Genomic DNA, 20,049 nt, shown 5'->3' with positions numbered 1-20,049 from the left:
GTGAAGGGCGACACGCGCCGAGGTGTGGTGCGCAACCGAGTCGTGACCCAATCGAGGCCGGGATCGGCCGCCCTCGACGAGGCCGCACGGGCCGCCGATGGCGCCCCGGTATCGACCTGGCAACAGGTCGACACACAGCACAACACGCTCTTGTGATCGCTGTGCGGTGCGCCCATTGTGACGGGTGACACGGCCGGGCAGTCTCAGCGGGACGTACTCGCGACCTGACCGCCACCACCCACAGCCGGGTGGTGCCTCACCGATGCGAAGGAGCAGTGGGCCCCTTGGCGCAGCCGCTTGGCAGCCAGCGAACACAGGACACGACGCCCACCGCCCGGCTCGAGATGACCGGGATCAACGTCGCCTTCGGCGGCGTGCTCGCCCTGACCGACGTCTCCGTGACCGTGGAGCCGGGCCAGGTGCACGGCCTCATCGGCCCCAACGGCGCCGGCAAGACGACGTTGTTCAACGTCGCCTGCGGCCTGGTCCGCCCGACGTCGGGCCGGATCGTCTGGCGCGGTGAGGAGATGCGCCGGCTCAAGCCGAGCAAGCTGACCTCCCTGGGCATCGCCCGCACCCTGCAGGGCGTGGGCCTGTTCCCCGGCATGACGGTGCTGGAGAACGTGATGGTCGGGGCCCACCGCCACGCCGGTGCCGGGTTCTTCTCGGCCCTGCTGGCCCTGCCGATGTCGGACAAGGACGAGCGGCAGCTGCGCGAGCGGGCCCTGCGGGCGCTGGCCGAGCTCAACGCCGTCGAGTACGCCGGCCGCTACCCCGGCTCGCTCCCCTACCCGGTGCAGAAGCGGGTCGCCCTGGCCCGGGCGCTGGTCGCCGAGCCCGACCTGCTGCTGCTCGACGAGCCCGCCAGCGGCCTCTCCGAGGACGAGATGCACGAGCTGGGCGACCTCATCCGCTCGGTCGTCGGCCGGATGAGCGTGCTCCTCGTCGAGCACCACATGGACCTCGTCATGCGCGTCTGCGACCGGATCACCGTGCTCGACTCCGGCAAGCAGATCGCCGCCGGCACCCCGGCCGAGGTGCAGGCCGACCCCGCCGTCACCGAGGCCTACCTCGGGGACGCCGTGGACGCCGAGCACGACGCCGCCGAGCTCCACCACGCCGACGGAGGACGCCCCCATGCCTGAGACCCACGGCAGCACCGCACTGTCGGCCACCGGCGGCACCGGCACCGCCACGCGCCTGCTCGAGGTCGAGGGGCTCACCTCGGCGTACGGGCCGGTCCGGGCCCTCGACGGCGTCTCCCTCGCCGCCGAGACCGGGCGGATCACCGCCGTCCTCGGCGCCAACGGCGCCGGCAAGACGACCCTGCTGCGCACCATCAGCGGTCTGGTCCGTCCCGTCTCCGGCCGGGTCGTCCTCGACGGCGAGGACATCACCAAGGCCCCGGTCGAGTCGATGGTCGCCAAGGGGATGGCGCACGTCCCCGAGGGCCGCGGCGTCATCTCCGAGCTCACCGTCGACGAGAACCTGCGCGTCGGTGCGCTGTTCCGCGGCAAGGTCGGCAAGGAGGAGTTCGACCGGGTCTACGACCTGTTCCCCCGCATCGCCGAGCGCAAGAACAACGCCGCCCACACGCTCTCCGGCGGTGAGCGGCAGATGCTGGTCATCGGCCGCGCGCTGCTGGCCAAGCCCCGCGTCCTGCTGCTCGACGAGCCCTCCCTGGGCCTGGCCCCGCGGATCGTCGCCCAGATCTTCGGGCTGCTCCGCCAGCTGGTCGACTCCGAAGGGCTCTCGGTGCTGCTCGTCGAGCAGAACGCTCGCAGCGCCCTGTCGGTCGCCGACGTCGGCGTCGTCCTCAACCTCGGCAAGGTCGTCGTCACCGACGACGCCCGCACGCTGATGGCCGACGAGGACCTCCGGCACGCCTACCTCGGCTTCTGACCCGCCCGCCCCCTCCGGTCAAGGAAGGCACACTTCGTGCAGCAGTTCGTGAACGTGACCCTCACCGGGTTGACCCAGGGCATGATCTACGCGGCCTTCGCCCTCGCCCTGGTGCTCATCTGGCGCTCGACCCGCATCGTCAACTTCGCCCAGGGCTCGATGGCCGCCGCCACGACCTTCATCGCCCTGGCCCTGATCCAGGCCGGCCAGTCCTACTGGGTCGCCCTGATCGTCGCCCTCGCCTCCGGCTTCGTGCTCGGCGCGATCGTCGAGCGGGTGATCATCCGTCCCGTCGAGGGTGGCCCGGAGCTGAACGCGGTGATCGTGACCCTCGGCCTCTTCGTCGCGATCCAGGCGGCGATCGCGATCATCTTCGGCTCGTCGTTCCAGTCGTTCCCCACGCCGTTCGGCGTGCGCGGCCTGGAGATCGGTGACTCGACCATCCCGCTGACCCCCACCAGCATCTACGTCATCAGCTCGGTCCTGGTGGTCATGGGCCTGCTGGTGGCCCTCTTCCGCTTCACCCGCATCGGCCTGGCCATGCGCGCCTCGGCGTTCAGCCAGGAGGTCGCCCGCCTCCTCGGCGTCAAGGTGGGCGGCATGCTCACCCTCGGGTGGGGCCTGGCCGCGGTCGTCGGCTCGCTCTCCGGGCTGCTCATCGCCGGCGGCACGTTCGTCTGGCCGGCCTACATGGACGCCCTGATCGTCTTCGGCTTCGTCGCCGCGATCATCGGCGGGCTCGACTCCCCGGTCGGCGCGATCGTCGGCGGGCTGATCCTCGGCCTGGCGCTCAGCTACGTGAGCGGCTACGCCCCCCGCGGCAGCGCGCTGGTCAACATCTCCGCCCTGGTCATCCTCATCGTCGTCCTCCTCGTGCGACCTGGTGGCCTGTTCAGCAGCAGCACGGCTCGGAGGGCATGACGATGAGCGACCTGCAGAGCTCCACGTCCACCAGCGGCACGCCCGGCAAGGCGGGCAAAGCCACCGAGGAGGCGCCCGTCGAGGCCACCGCCGGCGGGGACACGCCCTCGGCCCCGGCGAAGACCGGCCGCTCCTTCCTGCCGCAGTCCACGCTGCTGCGCCACCTGCTCGTGCTGCTCGGCGCGGCGGTGCTCGCGGTCCTGCTGCTGGAGATGACCAGCCCCTACCGCAACTCGCAGCTGGCCACGCTCACCTACTACGCGATCGCCGCGGGCGGGCTGACCGTGCTCACCGGCATCAACGGCCAGATCTCGCTCGGGCACGGCGCGCTCATGGCCGCCGGCGCCTACACCACGGCGCTGTTCCTCGACGCCGACGAGCCGCTCCCGCTGCCGCTGATCCTGCTGGTCGCCGTCGTGGTGGCCACGGCGATCGGCGCGCTCGTCGGGGTGGCCGCGGCCCGGCTGCACGGCCCGTACCTGGCCGGCGCGACGCTGGCGCTGGCGGTCGGGCTCCCCGGGCTGGCGATCTATTTCCACGACATCTTCGGTGGCGAGCAGGGCATGCGGGTCCGCGCCCCGCAGGCGCCGGACTGGTTCGACAGCTTCATCAGCACGGTGTCGGGCAACTCGGCCTCGAGCACCAAGTGGCTGGCCTACGTCGGCGCGATCTGCCTGCTGATCACGTACTTCTTCCTCGCCAACCTGATGCGCAGCCGCATCGGGCGCACCTGGCGGGCGGTGCGCGACCAGGAGGTGGCCGCGGAGCTGGCCGGCATCAACCTCGGCGCCTGGCGGGTGCTGGCGTTCGTCGTCAGCGCCGCGGCGGCCGGGCTCGCCGGCGGCGTGCTGGCCATCGTGGTCCGCCTCGCCGCGCCGAGCGGCTTCACGATCGTGCTGTCGCTGGCGCTGCTCACCGCGATCGTGATCGGCGGTCTGGGCAGCCTGCTCGGCGCCCTGCTCGGGTCCGCCCTGCTGGTCTTCCTGCCGCCGTTCGTCACCAACCTCGGCGGGGACCTCGGCCTGAGCCAGACCGAGGCGGCCCAGCTGGCGCCGTTCGTCTACGGCGTCGTGCTCATCGTCGTGATGATCTTCGTCCCGGCCGGGTTCGTGGGCACCATCCGCCTCCGCTGGATGACCCGCAAGGCCAAGCGGGCGATGGCCCAGGCCAACGCCGACGGCGCCAGCAGGGGGTGAGCACGACCCCTTCCGACCGCTCCACCAGACCCTTCCGCACCACCCAGACTCCCGGGCACCGACGCCCGGGCCGCACCAGAGGAGAACTGTTGTCCAGATCCTCCCGACGTCTCATGACGGCGATCGCCGCGGCGACCGTCGTCTCCACCCTCGCCGCCTGCGGCGGCAGCGATGACAGCGGTGGCGGCACCGGCGGCGGTGGTGGAGGCGAGAACGAGGCCTCCGACACCGGCGTCACCGAGACCTCGATCAAGATCGGCTCGCACTACCCGCTGACCGGTGTGGCCGCCCCCGGCTACAGCGAGATCCCGACCGGTGTCGACGCCTACTTCAACTGCCTCAACGAGGAGGGCGGCGTCTACGGCCGGGAGATCGACTGGATCTTCCGCGACGACGCCTACAACCCGACCCAGACCAGCCAGGTCGTGAACGAGCTCGTCCTGGAGGACGAGATCTTCGCGATGATGAGCGGTCTGGGCACGCCCACCCACAGCGCGGTCGTGGACTTCCTCAACGACGAGGGCGTCCCCGACCTGTTCGTCTCCTCGGGCTCGCTGATGTGGGGTGACGACCCGGAGACCTACCCGATGTCGTTCGGGTGGCAGACCGACTACATGAGCGAGGGCAAGATCATCGGCGAGTACATCGCCGAGAACTTCCCCGACGCGCAGGTCGGCCTGTTCCTCCAGGACGACGACTTCGGCGAGGACGGCGAGGCCGGCATCCGCCAGTACATCGACGACCAGATCGTCGCGGCCGAGCGGTACACGCCGGGCAACACCAACGTCGGCCCGCAGATCGCGGCGCTGCAGGCGGCCGGGGCCGACTTCGTCGTCGGCTTCAACGTGCCCAGCTACACCGCGCTCTCGCAGCTGACCGCGCTGCAGCTCGGCTACGACCCGCAGTGGTTCTACTCCAACGTGGGTTCGGACCCGACGCTGGTCGGCGGCCTGCTGAACCGCTTCAGCGAGGGCCAGGTGTCCGACGCCGCCCTGCTCGACGGCGCGCTCACCACCGGCTACCTGCCGACCGTGGACATGACCGACAACCCCTGGGTGCAGGAGTTCCAGCGGATCTGGGACGAGTGCGGTGGCGAGGGTGAGCTCACCAACTACCGCATCTACGGCATGGCGCAGGCCTACACGATGACGCAGGCGCTGCAGGCGGCCGGCCAGAACCCGACCCGCGAGGGCCTGGTCGAGGCGGTCGAGCAGGCCGGCGGTGACTGGGAGGGCCCGGTGTTCGCGCCGTTCCGCTACTCCGAGGACAGCCACATGGGCACCAGCGGCATGACCATCGAGCGCATCGTCGGCAACGGCTCCGAGGAGGTGCAGCCGGTGCGGGTGACCGACATCGGTGACGCGCCGATCGAGGAGTACGACGGCGAGATGGCCACCCCGCCGACGAACGCCATCCCGGACGAAGAGGCCGTGAACTAGGACCTCCTCGCCCCACGGCGGGCCGCCGTCCTCCTCCGGGAGGGCGGCGGCCCGTCCGCGTCCCGGCCCCGCCGCGGAGCCGCGGGCGGCGCCGTCGCCGCCGAGAACACTTCGCACTCGAAGTGTGTGCGCAGTTGATCTCCGGGTACGTCCGCGGCCAGGTGTGCCCGCGGGCGCGCGCACCGACGAGAGCGCAGGAGGACAGCGGCATGGTGGACGGACGGCTACGCGAGGCTCGCACCATCCGGCGGGCGGTGGTCACCGGCGGTGCCGGGTTCCTCGGCTCGCACCTGTGCGAGCACCTCCTGGAGCGCGGGGTGGAGGTCGTCTGCCTGGACAACTTCCTGACCGGCTCCCCGGCGAACGTCGCACACCTGATGGAGCACCCCGGGTTCCGGCTGGTCCGCTGCGACGTCACCGACTACGTGCACGTCCCCGGCCCGGTGGACCTGGTACTGCACTTCGCCTCGCCGGCCAGCCCGATCGACTACCTGAAGATGCCGATCGAGACCCTCAAGGTCGGCAGCCTGGGCACCCTGCACACCCTGGGCCTGGCCCACGACAAGGGCGCCCGCTACGTGCTGGCCTCCACCTCCGAGGTCTACGGCGACCCGCTGCAGCACCCGCAGACCGAGGAGTACTGGGGCAACGTCAACCCGGTCGGCCCCCGCGGGGTCTACGACGAGGCCAAGCGGTTCAGCGAGGCGCTGACCACCGCCTACCGGACGTCGAAGGGCACCGACACCGGCATCGTGCGGATCTTCAACACCTACGGGCCCCGGATGCGCGCCGACGACGGCCGGGCGATCCCCGCCTTCGTCAACCAGGCCCTGGACGGCCGCCCGCTCACCGTGGCCGGCGACGGCTCCCAGACCCGCTCCATCTGCTACGTCGACGACACCGTCGCCGGCATCCTCGCGCTGGCGTTCTCCGAGCACCCGGGCCCGGTGAACATCGGCAACCCCGACGAGCTGTCGATGCTGGCGCTGGCCCGCTGGATCGTGCAGCTCACCGCCTCGGACTCCCCGATCGACCACATCCCCCTGCCCGTCGACGACCCCAAGGTCCGCCGCCCCGACACCAGCCGCGCCGAGCAGCTGCTGGGCTGGCGGCCGCAGGTGACCTCCGAGCAGGGGCTGCGGCGCACCGTCGACTGGTTCGCCGCCCAGCGGAACGCCGTCGCCGCCGAGGCGGTCTGACACACCGTCATCGGACGTGCGACGAGAGTCACCCCAGAGCGACGTGGGACACATCTAATCTGGAGAGGCGAGCTCAGGTGGAGCCGCATCCACCTCGAGTCGACCTCAGAGAGCGAGCATGGGCCGCCACGCAGATCCCGCAGCCACGCGCCGTCCGTTACTTCCCGTCCTCGTCGCCGCCGGCGTCGCACTCGTGCTGGTCGCCGGTGGACTCGTGTGGTGGCTCGTGGGCCGCGGCTGCGACGAGCAGGTGACCGTGGGCGTGACCGTGGCCCCGGAGCTGTCCGAGGTGGCCGGGGACCTGCTCGGCGAGGTGGAGTCCCCCGATGGCTCCCTCTGCATCACCGCCGAGGTGACGGCCCGGGAACCGCTGCAGACCGCCGGTGACCTGAGCGTCCTCGACGAGGAGGCGCTGCCGGAGGTGTGGGTGCCCGATTCGTCGCTGTGGGCGGCGCGGGTCTCCTCCCGCGACCTCGACCCGGCCGGCTCCATGGCGGTCTCCCCGGTCGTCCTGGCCACCAGCGAGGCGGTCGTCGACGAGCTCGGCTGGGCCGACTCGGGCCCGGGCTGGGCCGAGGCCCTGGGCACCGGCCGGCCGCTGGCCGTGCCCGACCTCGCCGCGAGCGCCGAGGGGCTGGCCGCGCTGGCCGCGGTGCGCACCGCCCTGGGCGCGGACGCGGACGCCGACAACGCCGTGGTGCAGGCGGTGCTCGCCTCCGCGCGCAGCACCGCCCTCTCCCCCGCCGAGGCGCTGACCGCCGGGAGCGAGGGCGGCGCCGACGCGCCGCTGGTCCCGGTGAGCGAGCAGGTCGTGTACGCCGACCACCAGGAAGCCGAGGACTCCGCCCTGGCCGCCGTCTACCCCGCCGAGGGCTCGCCGGTCCTCGACTACCCGGTGCTCCGGGTGGGCTCCCCGACGGGGCCCGAGCAGCAGGCCGTCGACGTCGTGGTCGACCGGCTGCTGTCCGAGGACGCGCAGGCCACCGTCCGGGACGCCGGCTTCCGCGGCCCCGAGGGCGCGGCGCCTCCCGGGGCCGGTCCCGACAGCGGCATCGCCGAGGCGAGCCCGCCGGTGCTGCCGCTGGACCCCCAGCAGGTGCAGGCGCTGCTCACCCGGCTGTCCAGCCTCGCGGCCCCGTCGCGGGTGCTGACGGTCTTCGACGTGTCGACGTCGATGCGGGCGCCGGTCGGCGACGGCACCCGCGCGACCCTCGCCCGCGACGCCGCTAAGAGCACGCTCTCCCTGGTGCCCGACGACTACGCCCTCGGGCTGTGGGCCTTCGCCTACGAGATGCAGGGCGACCAGGACTGGACGGAGCTCGTCCCCACCCGCGAGCTGGACGACGTCGTCGACGGCCGGACCCAGCGCGAGGTGCTCGACGAGCAGCTGGACACCATCCCCGAGCGGCTCACGCCGGGCGGGACGGGGCTGTACGACACCACCCTGGCGGCGGTGCGGTCGGCGCGGGAGAACTACGACCCCACCGCGGTGAACAGCGTGCTCATGGTCACCGACGGCACGAACGAGGACGACGCCGAGGGCATCAGCCTGGAGGACCTGCTCAGCACGCTCGAAGCCGAGGCGGATCCGCAGCGGCCGATCAAGGTCATCGGTGTGGCCCTGGGGCCGGACGCCGACCTGAGCTCCCTCGAGCGGATCGCCGAGGCCACGGGGGGCGCGGCGTACTCCGCGGTCGACGAGAACGACCTGCAGACCGTGCTCTTCGACGCCCTCCGCCAGCGCTCGTGACATCGTCGTCCTCCGGACGACACCGCCAACCACGTGCCGTCCCCCGGCACGCTGAGCCGCTGCGTCAGGCCTGCGCGGACCCCTCCGGGGCCCACTCGGCCTGACCGTGCATCAACCGGTCCAGCGCATCGACCACTTCCTCCACGGTGATCGTCGCCAGCGCGGGGTCGAGGTCGGTGCCCCAGGGGTCGCCGGTGCCGTCGCCGTGCCAGAGCACGACGTGCTGCGGCCGCGGCGGCGGTCCCCACAGCGCCGGGGAGACGGGGCCGAAGAGCACCACCGACGGCCGCCGGTAGGCGGTGGCCAGGTGCGCGACGCCGGTGTCGCCGCACACGACCAGGTCGGCCGCCGCCACCACGGCGGCCAGCTCCAGCGACGTGGTCCGGCCGGCCAGCACCGCGGCGTCCGGCAGCCCCGCCGCCGCGGCCACCGACCGGGCGAGCTCGACCTCCGCCGGGCCGCCGGTGATCCGCACGTCGTGGCCGGCGTCGGCGAGGTGGCGGGCGACGGCGGCGAAGCGCTCGGGCGGCCAGCGCCGGCCCGGGAACGCCGCCCCCGGGTGCACGACCGCGGCGCCGCGGACCGGCGGGGGCACGGCGGGCACCGCGATGTCCAGCGCGTCCGGGTCGGCGTCGACGCCCAACCCCTCGGCGACCAGCCGGCACCAGCGCCGGACCTCGTGCTCGTCGGGGTACCAGGTGGGCCCGGGGTAACCGGGGCTGTCGAAGGTGAGCAGTCGCCGGGGCTGCAGGTCGGCGACGACCACGTGCGACGCCGGGCCCTTGCCGTGCAGGTCGACGGCGAGCTCCGGCGGCGGCCCGCTCCAGTCCAGCGGTTCGAGCTCGCGCGCCGGCAGCACCTCGTCGACGGCGTCGATCAGCTCGGCCAGCGGTCGCAGCGCCGACGTCGTCGCGAGCACCAGCCGGTGCCCGGGTACGGCCGCCCGCACCGCCCGGATCGCCGGCACCCCGGTCAGCAGGTCACCGAGCCCCAGCGGCCGCAGGACGACCGCGACCGGCGGCGCGGCGCTCACCAGACCCGGGCATAGGAAGCCATGCCTGCGGAATCGGGGGCGGATCCACAGGTAAAGCTTCCTATGCCTGTCAGCACGGCGGGCCTCACACGCGGGAGCGCTCGACCAGAGCCGTGGTCGAGTGGCCGTCGAGGTAGGGCAGGACGACGGCCTGGCCGCCCCAGGTGCGCAGCACCTCGGCCTCGGGCAGGTCCGCACCGGCGTAGTCGCCGCCCTTGGCCCACACGTCGGGGCGCAACCGGTCGAGCACCTGGGTGGGGGTGTCCTCGTCGAAGACGACCACCGCGTCGACGAACTCGAGCGCCTCGAGCACGCGGGCGCGGTCGGCGGCGGTGACCAGGGGCCGCGTGGGCCCCTTGAGCCGGCGGACCGAGTCGTCGGAGTTGATGCACACCACCAGGCAGTCGCCCAGCCCGCGGGCGGCGCGCAGCGTGGCGACGTGCCCGGGGTGCAGCAGGTCGAAGCAGCCGCCGGTCGCGACGACGGTGCCGCCGGCCGCCCGCACCCGGGCGATGACGGCCTCGGCGCCGGGCTCGGCGGCCACCTCGGCCTCGACCCGCTCGTCGGCGTCCCAGGCGGTCGCCCCGCCGCGGGCGACGAACGCCGAGGCGAAGGCGACCGCGGCGGCCACGGCCTCGCCGGTGACGGCGCCGTCGGCGAGGGCCAGCGCCGCCGCTGCGGCGAAGGAGTCGCCGGCGCCGCACGGGTCCCCGCCGGTGACCGCGACCGCGGGCACCACCATGGGGGCGCCGGAGCCGTAGGAGAGCAGCGCGCCGCGGGCGCCCAGGGTGACGGCGACCGCGCCGACCCCCCACTGCCGGATGAGCGCCTCGGCCCGGGCCCCCACGGCGGCCAGCCCGGTCCCGGTGGCGGCGTCGGCGGCGACGCGGGCCGCCTCCGCGCCGTTCGGCGTGACCAGCCGGGCGTTGGGCACCGGGTCCGCGCCGCGGGGATGCGGGTCCCAGACCACCGGGCCGCGGGCCTCGGCGAGCGCGGCGCGCACGGCGGGGTCGGCCGTCGTCCCCCGGCCGTAGTCGGCGACGAGGACGGCGGCGGCGTCGCGGATCACCGCGGCGGCCGCGGCCGGCAGCTCGCCGAGCACCGCGACCGGCGCGCCGCTGTCCAGCCGGGCGACGGAGTGGCCACCCACCCGCACCCGCTGCTTGACGGCGGTGCCGCCGGTGGCCGGGATCTCGATCAGGCGCACCCGGCCGGCGAGCAGGGCGCGCAGCCGGTCGGCGTCCTCGTCGGCGTCCATCGGCGCCACGAGCACCACCTCGCGCCCACCCGACGCCGCGGCGATGACCGCCGCCAGCGCGGCGCCACCGGGGCGCTCGTGCCGCTCGATCTCCTCCACCACCGGCACGGGGGCATCGGGGGTCAGCCGCGACGCGGTGCCGACCAGGTCGACGTCGAGCAGCGCGTCCCCGACGACGACCAGCGGCCGGGCGCTCACTTCGCCGCCTCGAACGAGGGCCCGTCGGGAACCCGCGGCGCCTCGGCGAGCACGGCGGCGTCGAAGGCCGCGCAGACCAGGTGCAGGGCGACCAGGTGGCACTCCTGGACGGTGGCGGTCCACGGGGAGTCGATGCAGACCGCCTCGTCGGCGGCCGCGGCCAGCGGGTTGGGCGCCGGGCCGGTGATCGCCAGCGTGGTGATGCCGCACGCGCGGGCCCGGCGTGCGGCGGCCACCGCGTTGGGCGAGCGGCCCGACGTCGACAGCAGGACCAGCACGTCGCCCGCGCGGCCGTGGGCCTCCACCTGGCGGGCGAACAGCTCGTCGGCCGGGTAGTCGTTGGCGATGGCGGTCAGCGACGACGTCTCCGCGGTGAGGCAGATCGCCGAGAACGGCGGGCGGTCGGCGCGGTAGCGGCCCACCAGCTCCGCGGTGAGGTGCTGGGCCTGCGCGGCGCTCCCGCCGTTGCCCGCGGCGAGCAGCCGGCCGCGGGACTCCCCGCACAGCACGTCGGCGAGCAGCCGGCCCCAGCGGTCGAGGACCGGCAGCTGCGCGTCCAGCGAGCGGAGCGCCTCCCGCAGCGAGGCGACGTGGTCGGCGCCGGTGAGGTGGGTGCAGGAGTCCGGCGCCGGGACTTGCGCCGAGTCCTGCGCCAGGACGTTCTCGAGGAACGAGTGCGGGCTGGCGCTCATCGGGCGACCTCCACGGGACGGCGCCGGGCGAGGACCTGGCGGTAGACGGTTTCGGTGTCGGCGACGACGCGGGCCCAGCGGTAGCGGGCGCGGGCCCGCTTCACCCCGGCGGCCCCGTAGGCGGCGCGGCGGTCGTCGTCGGCGAGCAGCGCGGCGAGCACCTCGCCGAGCCGCTCGGGGTCGCGCGGGGGCACGAGGTCGCCGGTGACGCCGTCGGCGACGGTGTCCTGCAGCCCGCCGACGGCGGTGGCGACGACGGGCCGCCCGCAGGCCATGGCCTCCAGCGGGGTGATGCCGAAGGGTTCGTACCAGGGGACGGCGAGCACGACGTCGGCCGAGCGCACCCAGGCGGGGACGTCGGCGCGGGCCACGGATCCGGCGAAGACCAGCCGGTCGGCCACCCCCACCTCGGCGGCGATGCCGCGCAGCCGGCGCACCTCCGGATCGGCGTCGACGGCGTCGGGCGCGGGGCCCCCGACCACGACCAGCTCCGCGTCGGGCACCGCGCGCAGCGCCCGGACGGCGTCGTCCTGGCCCTTGCGCTCGACGAGCCGGCCGAGGACCAGCAGCCGCTTCCGCTCGCCCTTCGGGGCCACCGGGCCGCGGGGGGTGAACACCGAGGTGTCCACCCCGCACGGCACGATCGAGACCCGGTCGCTGGGCAGCCCGAGCCGCCGCAGCTCGAACACCTCGTCGGAGCAGGTGGCCACCACGTGGGCGACGTCGCGACACAGCCCGCGCTCGAGATCGATCCGCTCGGCCGGGGAGGTGTCGGCGTCGCCCTGGTGACGGCGCTTGACCGAGCCGAGCGCGTGGAAGGTCTGCAGCACCGGGACCGGGGCGAGCAGGCTGGCCGACGCCTCGACCGACGCCAGGCCGCTCATCCAGAAGTGCGCGTGCACGACGTCGGGGGCCTGCGCCGCCCAGCCGTGCCGCAGCACCCGGGCGAAGGCCGGCATGTGCGGGAGCAGCTCGTCCTTGGGCAGCGCCTCGGCCGGGCCGGCGGTGACGTGGACGACGTCGTACCCGTCCGCCGTCGTCACCCGCTCGGGCAGGGCCGGGTCGTCGCGGCGGGTGTGCACCGTGACCTCGTGCCCGCGCTGCGCGAGCCCGGCGGCGAGCGCCGCGACGTGCACGTTCTGCCCGCCGGCGTCGACACCGCCGATCGCGGCGAGCGGGCTGGCGTGCTCGCTGACCAGGTCGATCCTCATCGGGTCACCTCCTCCAGGAGCGCGTCCCAGTCACGCAGGAAGCGGTCCAGTCCGTAGCGCTCGAGCGCCGCCGCGCGAGCGGCCTTGCCGGCCAGCCGGGCGGCGTCCTCGTCGTGCAGGAACTCCCGGACGGCGGCCCACAGCCGCTCGGGGCGGGTGGAGATGACCCCGGCCGCGGCGGGCACGGCCTCGACCACCTCGGTGGTGGCCAGCGCGACCACCGGCATGCCCAGGTGCATCGCCTCCAGCAGGGAGAGCCCGAGCGATGTCCAGCGCACCGGGTGCACGTACACCCGGCGGCGGACCAGCTCCGCGTGCATCGCCGCCTGCGGCGGGTCGTCGAACAGCGCCACCCGCTCGGGGGCCAGGCCGTACGTCTCGTGCAGGCCGGCCAGGCCCATGCCGAAGACGTCGACCGGCGCCACCGCGGCGAGGCCGGGGAGCAGGTCGGCGCCGACGGTGCGGCCGCGGCGCACCGGCTCGTTGGTGACGACGGCGGCGCGGGCCAGCTCGCCGGTCCAGCGCTCCCCCGGATCGACGATGCCGTGCTCGATCACCGTCGTCGGCGCCCGGCCGTTGTCGTAGAAGAGCTCGTTGAAGAAGGTGACGTGGGCGATCGGGATGTCGTCCCGGTCGGCCATCGGGTGCCGGGTGTGCGGAACCGGTCCGTCACCGGGCTCCAGCCCGGGCGCGTTGTGCTCGAGGAACACCGCGGGCAGGTCGCGGCCGGGCTCGCGCCCCAGCCACTCGCGCACCAGCTCGAGGTCCCGCCTGCGCTGCAGCACGACGACGTCGGGCTGCTCCTCCCGCAGCTGCGCCGGGGTGACCTCCCGCGCCGCCGCCGGCCAGTCCCACGTGCGGGCGCGGCCCAGGCCGTCGCCGTCGCGGCCCGGGGTCACCGGGATCAGGTACTCGTGCCGGCCCTGGACGAACGCGGTCGTCCACGAGCCGTGCACGTGCCAGACCAGGACCTTCATGCACTCACCAGCTTCTCCACGGCAGCGACCACGTCGGACGCGGTCACGGAGGTCAGACAGGGGTGGCCGGGCACCGGGCACTCCCGGGCCCGGGTGTCGCGGCAGGGCGCCGCCTGGTCGCCCAGCAGCACGCTGGGCACGCCGTAGGGCGCCCAGCGGACGGCGGGCACGACCGGGGCGAACAGCGAGACCACCGGGGTGCCGACGGCGGCAGCGAGGTGCGCCGGCCCGGTGTTGCCGACGACGACCGCCGCGGCGCCGTCGAGCAGCGCCGCCATCTCGGCCAGGGAGGTCTCCCCGCCCAGGTCGACCCCGCGGGTGCCGGCGACGGATGCGGTGAGCCCCCGCTCCCCCGGCCCGCCGGTGACCAGCACCCGGTGGCCGGCGTCGGCGAGCGCCTCGACCGCCTCGGCGCAGCGCGGCGCGGGCCAGGCGCGGGCCGGCACCGAGGCCCCGGGGTGGAGCACGACATAGCCGGGGGCGTGCGCGACCGGGGGCAGGGGCCGGCGCACGGAGAGCCGGCCGTCGTCGCCGGCCGGCAGCTCGAAGCCCGCGGCCTGGGCGAGGGACAGCGCCCGCTCGGGCTCGGGGAGGTCGTCGTCGACCCGGTGGCGGACGTCGAGCAGCGTGCCGGGGTAGTCCACGCTGATCGCCGAGATGCGGGGGACGCCGGCCGCGCGGAGCACCAGCGCCAGCGGCAGCGGCGACTGGTGGAACGACGTGGAGATCACCGCCTCGTCCGGGGCGAGCGCCCGGACGCGGTCGGTGAGCCGGGCGAGGTCGTCGGCGTCGACCGGTGGGGGATCACCGAGGATCCACGGGCAGGCCCAGGTCCACACCTCGTCGACGCCCGGGAGCAGCTCCGCCGCTGCCGCACCGGCCGGGCCGGCGAGGAAGACGACGCGGTCGGCACCGTGCGCGACGGCGCGGACGAGCGGACCCTGCAGGAGCACGTCACCGGCGTTGTCGAGCCGGGCGACCAGGACGGTGCGGGGGGTGCTCACCAGCGCCCGGCCAGGACGTCGTCGACCGCCTCGGGCAGGGTCGCCGCCCGCTGCCGCGCCGCCGCCACCTCCTCGGCGCGGGTGACCGGGGTCGGCACCAGGATGCCGCGGGCGCCCGCCGCGGCCGCCGCCTCGACGTCGGCGCCGATGTCGCCGATGACCACGCACCGGGCCGGCTCCACACCCAGCTCGGCGCAGGCGGCCTGCACCATGCCGGGTGCCGGCTTCCGGCAGCCGCAGCCGTCGTCCGGCCCGTGCGGGCAGACCTGCACCGTCTCGAAGGGGCCGAGCAGCTCGTCGAGCCGCTTCATGCAGGCGTCCACCTGGTCGGGCGTGATCAGCCCGCGGGCCACGCCGGACTGGTTGCTCACGACGCCGACCCGCACGCCGCGGGCGCGCAACCGGTCGAGGGCCTCCGCCGCGCCGTCCACCGGCCGCACCCACTCCGGGTCGCCGTTGTAGGGGAAGTCGTGCACCAGGGTGCCGTCGCGGTCGAAGAGCACCAGGTCGGGCAGCCCGCGCCACGCCGGCACACCCACGTGCTGCACGACGCCGCGCATCCAGTGCCAGGTGGCCAGCGGCGGGATGAGCGCGCTGGTGGCGAGCATGGTGGTGACCTCGGCGCGGTCCCGCGGGCCGGGGGCGATGCGCCGCCAGGCGAACTCGGCGGTGCCCGCCGCCCAGGCGGCGGCCGCGGCGAGGGCGGCCCGGGGCCGGCGGGCGGCGGCCAGGCCGAGCGCGGCCAGCGCCGCCGCGGTGACGGCCGTGTGCTGCGGCCGGCGACCGAGCGCGGCGTCGGCCCGCTCCCGCCAGCCGGGTCCGTGCAGGCGCCGCATGAGGACGTCGTCGGCGTTCCCGGCCTGCACGCGCACGCTGACCCAGCGGTCGGTGGGCCGGACCGGGTGGGTGATCCAGCGCTGCCCGCGGACGAGCCGGGCACCGGTGTCCATGACCCGCAGTGCGAGGTCGGAGTCCTCGCGGAAGGCACGGGGGAAGCGCTCGTCGAAGCCCCCCACCGCGGCCAGGGCGCTGCGGCGGTAGGCGAGGTCGGCGGTGATCCAGCTGGCGGTGGCGAGCCCCGCGGTGCCGCGCTCCCAGTCGGTGGGCCGCCGGTGCTCCGGCAGGGGCACCCGCACCCGGCCCTGGCTGCCCGCGACGTCGGCCGGCAGGTCGGCGAGATCGGCCTCGAGCCGCTGGTACCAGTCGGGGTCGGGCACGACGTCGTCGTCGAGGAAGGCGATCCACTCGGTGCGGGCGGTGCGCCAGCCGAGGTTGCGGGCCCGGGCCGGGCCTCCGCCGCCGGTGCGGACGACCCGGACCGGCGGCAGGCCGGGGCGGTCGGGGTGCAGCGGCTCCCCGGTGGGGCGGTCGTCGACGACGACCAGCTCGGCCGGGCGCGGGCCGGGGGCGGCGGCCAGCGCGTCGAGCAGGACGTCGAGCGAGGGTCGCCCGATCGTCGGCACGACGACGGTGCACTGCGCGAGCATGATCGCGTCCTGCCCGTTCTCGTACGGGCGAAACACTACGGGCTTGAAGTGTCTACCCGCGTCAGCCGATCAGGGGCCGCCCGGGCTCAGGAGACCCGCAGTTCCCCGACCTCCTCGGCGAAGTGCAGCGGGGCGGCGGTGCGCCGCTGCAGCTCCTCGCGGGAGAGCCCGGCGACCATCTCGCGCACCACGAGGCCGGCCGGCCCCACGTCGATGACCGCGAGCTCGGTGTAGATCCGGTGCACGACGCGCGCGGCGGTCAGCGGGTACGTGCACTCCGGCAGTAGCTTGGGCCGGCCGTCGGGCGTGGTGTGCATCATCAGCACGAGCACCCGCTTGGCGCCGACGGCGAGGTCCATGGCCCCGCCGACCGCGGGCGGGAGGTGCGCGTCGTCGGTGGCCCAGTTGGCGAGGTCGCCCCGCGCGGAGACCTGGAAGGCGCCCAGCACGGTGACGTCGATGTGGCCGCCGCGCATCATCATGAACGAGTCGGTGTGGTGGAAGTAGGAGCCGCCGGGGACGAGCGTGACCGGCGCCTTGCCGGCGTTGATCAGCTCCCAGTCCTCCTCGCCGGGCGCCGGCGCGGGGCCCATGCCGAGGATGCCGTTCTCGCTGTGGAAGACGATCTCCTTGCCGGCGGAGACGACGTCGCCGACGAGCGTGGGCATGCCGATCCCCAGGTTCACGTAGGAGCCGTCGGGGATGTCGCGGGCCACCCGGGCGGCCATCTCGGTCTGCGACAGCGGGGAGATGCTCACACCCCCACCTCCACGACCCGGTCGACGAAGATGCCCGGGGTCACGACGGCCTCGGGGTCCAGCTCCCCCAGCTCGACGAACTCCCGCACCTGCACGACGGTGAGCTCGGCCGCGGTGGCCATCGTCGGGCCGAAGTTCCGGGCCGCCTTGTTGTAGACGAGGTTGCCCCAGCGGTCGGCGCGCAGCGCCTTGACCAGCGCGACGTCGCCCCGCAACGGCTCCTCGAAGACCTGCCGCCGTCCGGCGATCATCCGCACCTCCTTGCCGCGGGCCAGCAGCGAGTCCGCGCCGGCGGGGGTGAAGAAGCCGCCCAGCCCCGCGCCCGCCGCGCGCATCCGCTCGCTGAGCGTGCCCTGTGGGACGAGCTCCAGCTCGATGTCGCCGGCCCGGTAGAACTCCTCGAACCAGATCGAACCGGCCGACCGCGGGTACGAGCAGATGATCTTGCGCACCCGGCGTTCCCGGATGAGCGCGGCGACGTCGGTCTCCCCGCTGCCTGCGTTGTTGGTGACGATGGTCAGGTCACGCGCGCCCTGTTCGAGGAGCGCGTGCACCAGCTCCACCGGCACACCGGCGGCACCGAAGCCGCCGACGAGGACGGTCGCGCCGTCGGCGATGCCCTCGACGGCGGCCGCGAGCGAGCCGACCCTCTTGTCGATCACTGTCCCCCCAGGGGTGGTGCCGGCGCTGGGCGACCGGGTGCTGACGGCGGTACCCGCCGCGATCGGTCAGGAACGATCGGGCCCCGGCCCCCTGCCCTGCGCCGTCGACCCGGTCGAGCCGGTCGCCCCGGTGGAGCCCGCGCCCCCGGCACCGTCCCGCGGCGCCCCCGTCGTGGCGCCCTCCGCGTCGTCGGTGGTCTCCGCGCCCGGGCTGCCCTCGGTCTCGGCGGTGGTCCCGGTCGCCGCGAGGTCCTCCTCCCCCGGCGTGGCCGGGCGGCTGCGCCGACGGCGCCGGATGCCGGCGACGGTGCTGAAGATGATCAGCAGGGCCATCAGGGCGAAGAGGGTGCCCGACATCGGCCGGGTGAAGAAGGTCGACCACTCGCCGCCGGAGAGCAGCATGGACCGGCGGAAGTTCGTCTCGAGGATCGACCCGAGGACGAACGCCAGCACCAGCGGGCCCGGCTCGAACCCGGTCTTCTTCATCAGCCAGCCGATGACGCCGAAGACCAGCACGACCCACATGTCGAAGGGGTCGTTGTTGACCGAGAAGACGCCGGCCATCGTGACCATGAGAGCGAAGGCGGCGAGGATGCCGGCGCGCACCCGCAGCAGCTGCACGAAGAAGCCGACGAGCGGCAGGTTGAGGATCAGCAGCATCAGGTTGCCGATCGCCATCGAGGCGATGACGCCCCAGAAGATGTCGGGGTTGTTCGTGATGAGCTGCGATCCCGGCGTGATGCCCTGGACGAGCAGCGCGCCGAAGATCAGCGCAAGCACCACGTTGGGCGGGATGCCGAGGGTGAGCAGCGGGATGAACGCCGAGGTGGAGGAGGCGTTGTTCGCCGTCTCCGGGCCGGCGACACCCTCGATGGCGCCCTTGCCGAACCGGGTCGGGTCCTTGGCCCGCCGCTTCTCCATCGCGTAGGAGGCCAGCGAGGAGATGACGCCGCCACCGCCGGGCAGCACCCCGATGAAGAAGCCCAGCACCGAGCCGCGGGCGATCGCGCCGGAGGAGTCGCGGAAGTCCTTGCGGCTGGGCCAGATGTTCTTGACCTTGCCGATGACGGACTGGGCCTTCTCCGTCTTCTCGACGTTGTAGAGGATCTCGCCGACGCCGAAGAGCCCCATCGCGACCGCGACGAAGTCCAGCCCGTCGAAGAGCGAGATCTCGCCGAAGGTGAAGCGGGTGGTCCCGGTTACGAGGTCCTGGCCGATCGTGGCCAGGAGCAGGCCGAGCGCGGCCATGGACAAACTCTTCACCGGGTGTCGCGTGCCCAGGTAGGTGACCAGCAGGATGCCGAGCGCGGTGAGCGCCACATACTCCTGCGAGCCGAAGGAGACGGCGAGCTGGGCCAGCGGCGGCGCGAGCAGGACCAGCCCGATGACGGAGACGGTGCCACCGATCCACGAGCCGATCGCGGCGATGCCCAGGGCCGGCCCGGCCCTGCCCTGCTTCGCCATCTGGTAGCCGTCGAAGGTCGTGACGACCGAGGCGGCCTCACCGGGCAGCTGCAGGAGCACCGAGGTGATCGTGCCGCCGTACATCGACCCGTAGTAGATGCCCGCCAGCAGGATGACCGCGGTGACCGGCTCGATCTCGTAGGTGATCGGCAGCAGCAGCGCGATCGTCGCCGTCGGGCCGAGGCCCGGCAGCACGCCGATGACCGTGCCGATCAGCACGCCGAGAAAGACGTAGAGCAGGTTCACCGGGTCCAGGGCGACGGAGAAGCCCTGGCCGATGCCGTCGAGGACGTCCATCGCTCAGCTCCCGACCGGTGCGAAGACGATGCCGTCGGGGAACGGCACGGCGAGCGCCTCGACGAACAGCAGGTGGAACACCAGCGCTCCGATCACCGCGAGGGGGACGGCCCAGCGCCACGGCTCCCGGGCGAACACCCGCAGCCAGAAGAGCAGCATGAGCACGGCCGAGACGAAGAACCCGATGGTCTGGAACAGCACGACGAACACAGCGAGGCCGGCCAGCCCGAGGACGATCTTGAGCGTGCCCCCGGTCCACGGCTCGTAGTCCTCGGGGTCGTCGATGAAGAGCAGCACCACGCCGGTGAGGGTGAGCAGGAGCGCGACGATGAACGGCCAGAGGCCGGGGCCGGGCGCACTCATCTCGCCGAGCCCCAGGTTGCGGGCGCCCAGCATCGCGGCCACACCGAGGAGCACCAGGATCAAGGGGGCGATCCGGTGCAACTGCTTGGACATCCAGGTCTCCGGGGAAGGCACGGGCGGGGCCGGGGCGTGCGGGGGGGGGGGGGGGGGGGGGGGGGGGGGGGGGGGGGGGGGGGGGGGGGGGGGGGGGGGGGGGGCGGCGCGGCGCCGCCCCGCGCGCGCCCCCCCCCGCGCTCCG

The 20,049-nt window shown here is 74.3% G+C and carries 18 protein-coding genes; 7 read left to right on the top strand and 11 right to left on the bottom strand.

Translation table 11 applies throughout. The features are described from left to right. The first annotated feature begins 275 nt into the window (after positions 1 to 275). From ACI8AP_RS19740 to ACI8AP_RS19710, 7 genes are all read left to right on the top strand, one after another. Complete coding sequence (locus ACI8AP_RS19740; protein WP_456591074.1) at positions 276 to 1,145, top strand: ABC transporter ATP-binding protein; 870 nt, start codon at positions 276 to 278, stop codon at positions 1,143 to 1,145. Then, positions 1,138 to 1,902, top strand: coding sequence for an ABC transporter ATP-binding protein (locus ACI8AP_RS19735; RefSeq protein WP_456591073.1), 765 nt, complete (start codon positions 1,138 to 1,140; stop codon positions 1,900 to 1,902). Before ACI8AP_RS19740 ends, ACI8AP_RS19735 begins: the two co-directional genes overlap by 8 nt. A gap of 36 nt (positions 1,903 to 1,938) precedes the next feature. Beyond that, on the top strand, positions 1,939 to 2,823 hold the full coding sequence (locus ACI8AP_RS19730) for a branched-chain amino acid ABC transporter permease (RefSeq protein WP_456591072.1): 885 nt from the start codon (positions 1,939 to 1,941) through the stop codon (positions 2,821 to 2,823). 2 nt (positions 2,824 to 2,825) lie between these two features. After that, the gene (locus tag ACI8AP_RS19725; RefSeq protein ID WP_456591071.1) at positions 2,826 to 4,019 is read left to right on the top strand and encodes a branched-chain amino acid ABC transporter permease; all 1,194 of its coding nucleotides are present in this window, start codon (positions 2,826 to 2,828) and stop codon (positions 4,017 to 4,019) included. Between the two features lie 89 nt (positions 4,020 to 4,108). Beyond that, positions 4,109 to 5,458 (top strand): ABC transporter substrate-binding protein, encoded by a 1,350-nt coding sequence (locus ACI8AP_RS19720; protein WP_456591070.1) that lies wholly within the window; start codon positions 4,109 to 4,111, stop codon positions 5,456 to 5,458. Positions 5,459 to 5,667: 209 nt separating this feature from the next. Further along, complete coding sequence (locus ACI8AP_RS19715; protein ID WP_456591069.1) at positions 5,668 to 6,657, top strand: UDP-glucuronic acid decarboxylase family protein; 990 nt, start codon at positions 5,668 to 5,670, stop codon at positions 6,655 to 6,657. 118 nt (positions 6,658 to 6,775) lie between these two features. Beyond that, positions 6,776 to 8,407, top strand: coding sequence for a substrate-binding domain-containing protein (locus tag ACI8AP_RS19710; protein ID WP_456591068.1), 1,632 nt, complete (start codon positions 6,776 to 6,778; stop codon positions 8,405 to 8,407). Positions 8,408 to 8,471: 64 nt separating this feature from the next. Here ACI8AP_RS19710 and ACI8AP_RS19705 read toward each other — a convergent pair whose 3' ends face one another. The 11 genes from ACI8AP_RS19705 to ACI8AP_RS19655 all read right to left on the bottom strand — a co-directional run bounded on the left by ACI8AP_RS19705 (position 8,472) and on the right by ACI8AP_RS19655 (position 19,904). After that, entirely contained in the window at positions 8,472 to 9,440 is a 969-nt protein-coding gene (locus ACI8AP_RS19705) for a glycosyltransferase family 9 protein (RefSeq protein WP_456591067.1), read from the bottom strand. 85 nt (positions 9,441 to 9,525) lie between these two features. Further along, positions 9,526 to 10,896 carry a D-glycero-beta-D-manno-heptose 1-phosphate adenylyltransferase gene (rfaE2, locus tag ACI8AP_RS19700; protein WP_456591066.1) on the bottom strand — a complete coding sequence of 457 codons (1,371 nt, stop codon included), beginning with the start codon at positions 10,894 to 10,896 and terminating at the stop codon, positions 9,526 to 9,528. Beyond that, entirely contained in the window at positions 10,893 to 11,588 is a 696-nt protein-coding gene (locus ACI8AP_RS19695; RefSeq protein ID WP_456591065.1) for a D-sedoheptulose-7-phosphate isomerase, read from the bottom strand. Before ACI8AP_RS19695 ends, rfaE2 begins: the two co-directional genes overlap by 4 nt. Further along, positions 11,585 to 12,799 carry a glycosyltransferase gene (locus ACI8AP_RS19690; protein ID WP_456591064.1) on the bottom strand — a complete coding sequence of 405 codons (1,215 nt, stop codon included), beginning with the start codon at positions 12,797 to 12,799 and terminating at the stop codon, positions 11,585 to 11,587. Before ACI8AP_RS19690 ends, ACI8AP_RS19695 begins: the two co-directional genes overlap by 4 nt. Further along, positions 12,796 to 13,776: a glycosyltransferase gene (locus tag ACI8AP_RS19685; RefSeq protein ID WP_456591063.1), complete on the bottom strand. Its 981-nt coding sequence runs from the start codon at positions 13,774 to 13,776 to the stop codon at positions 12,796 to 12,798. Before ACI8AP_RS19685 ends, ACI8AP_RS19690 begins: the two co-directional genes overlap by 4 nt. Next, complete coding sequence (locus ACI8AP_RS19680; RefSeq protein ID WP_456591062.1) at positions 13,773 to 14,780, bottom strand: glycosyltransferase family 9 protein; 1,008 nt, start codon at positions 14,778 to 14,780, stop codon at positions 13,773 to 13,775. Before ACI8AP_RS19680 ends, ACI8AP_RS19685 begins: the two co-directional genes overlap by 4 nt. After that, positions 14,777 to 16,267 carry an HAD-IIIA family hydrolase gene (locus ACI8AP_RS19675; RefSeq protein ID WP_456591061.1) on the bottom strand — a complete coding sequence of 497 codons (1,491 nt, stop codon included), beginning with the start codon at positions 16,265 to 16,267 and terminating at the stop codon, positions 14,777 to 14,779. The genes ACI8AP_RS19680 and ACI8AP_RS19675 overlap by 4 nt, the downstream gene beginning before the upstream one ends. Before the next feature lie 86 nt (positions 16,268 to 16,353). After that, positions 16,354 to 17,025: a 3-oxoacid CoA-transferase subunit B gene (locus ACI8AP_RS19670; protein ID WP_456591060.1), complete on the bottom strand. Its 672-nt coding sequence runs from the start codon at positions 17,023 to 17,025 to the stop codon at positions 16,354 to 16,356. Next, positions 17,022 to 17,687, bottom strand: a complete 666-nt coding sequence (locus ACI8AP_RS19665) for a 3-oxoacid CoA-transferase subunit A (RefSeq protein ID WP_456591059.1) — start codon at positions 17,685 to 17,687, stop codon at positions 17,022 to 17,024. Before ACI8AP_RS19665 ends, ACI8AP_RS19670 begins: the two co-directional genes overlap by 4 nt. 66 nt (positions 17,688 to 17,753) lie before the next feature. Continuing rightward, entirely contained in the window at positions 17,754 to 19,448 is a 1,695-nt protein-coding gene (locus ACI8AP_RS19660) for a tripartite tricarboxylate transporter permease (RefSeq protein ID WP_456591058.1), read from the bottom strand. 3 nt (positions 19,449 to 19,451) lie between these two features. After that, positions 19,452 to 19,904 carry a tripartite tricarboxylate transporter TctB family protein gene (locus ACI8AP_RS19655; protein WP_456591057.1) on the bottom strand — a complete coding sequence of 151 codons (453 nt, stop codon included), beginning with the start codon at positions 19,902 to 19,904 and terminating at the stop codon, positions 19,452 to 19,454. Positions 19,905 to 20,049: the final 145 nt, after the last annotated feature.

The organism is Blastococcus sp. SYSU DS1021, from assembly GCF_054050995.1.
Note: the sequence above shows the minus strand (reverse complement) of the source record. Positions and strands in the feature narration are given on the sequence as shown.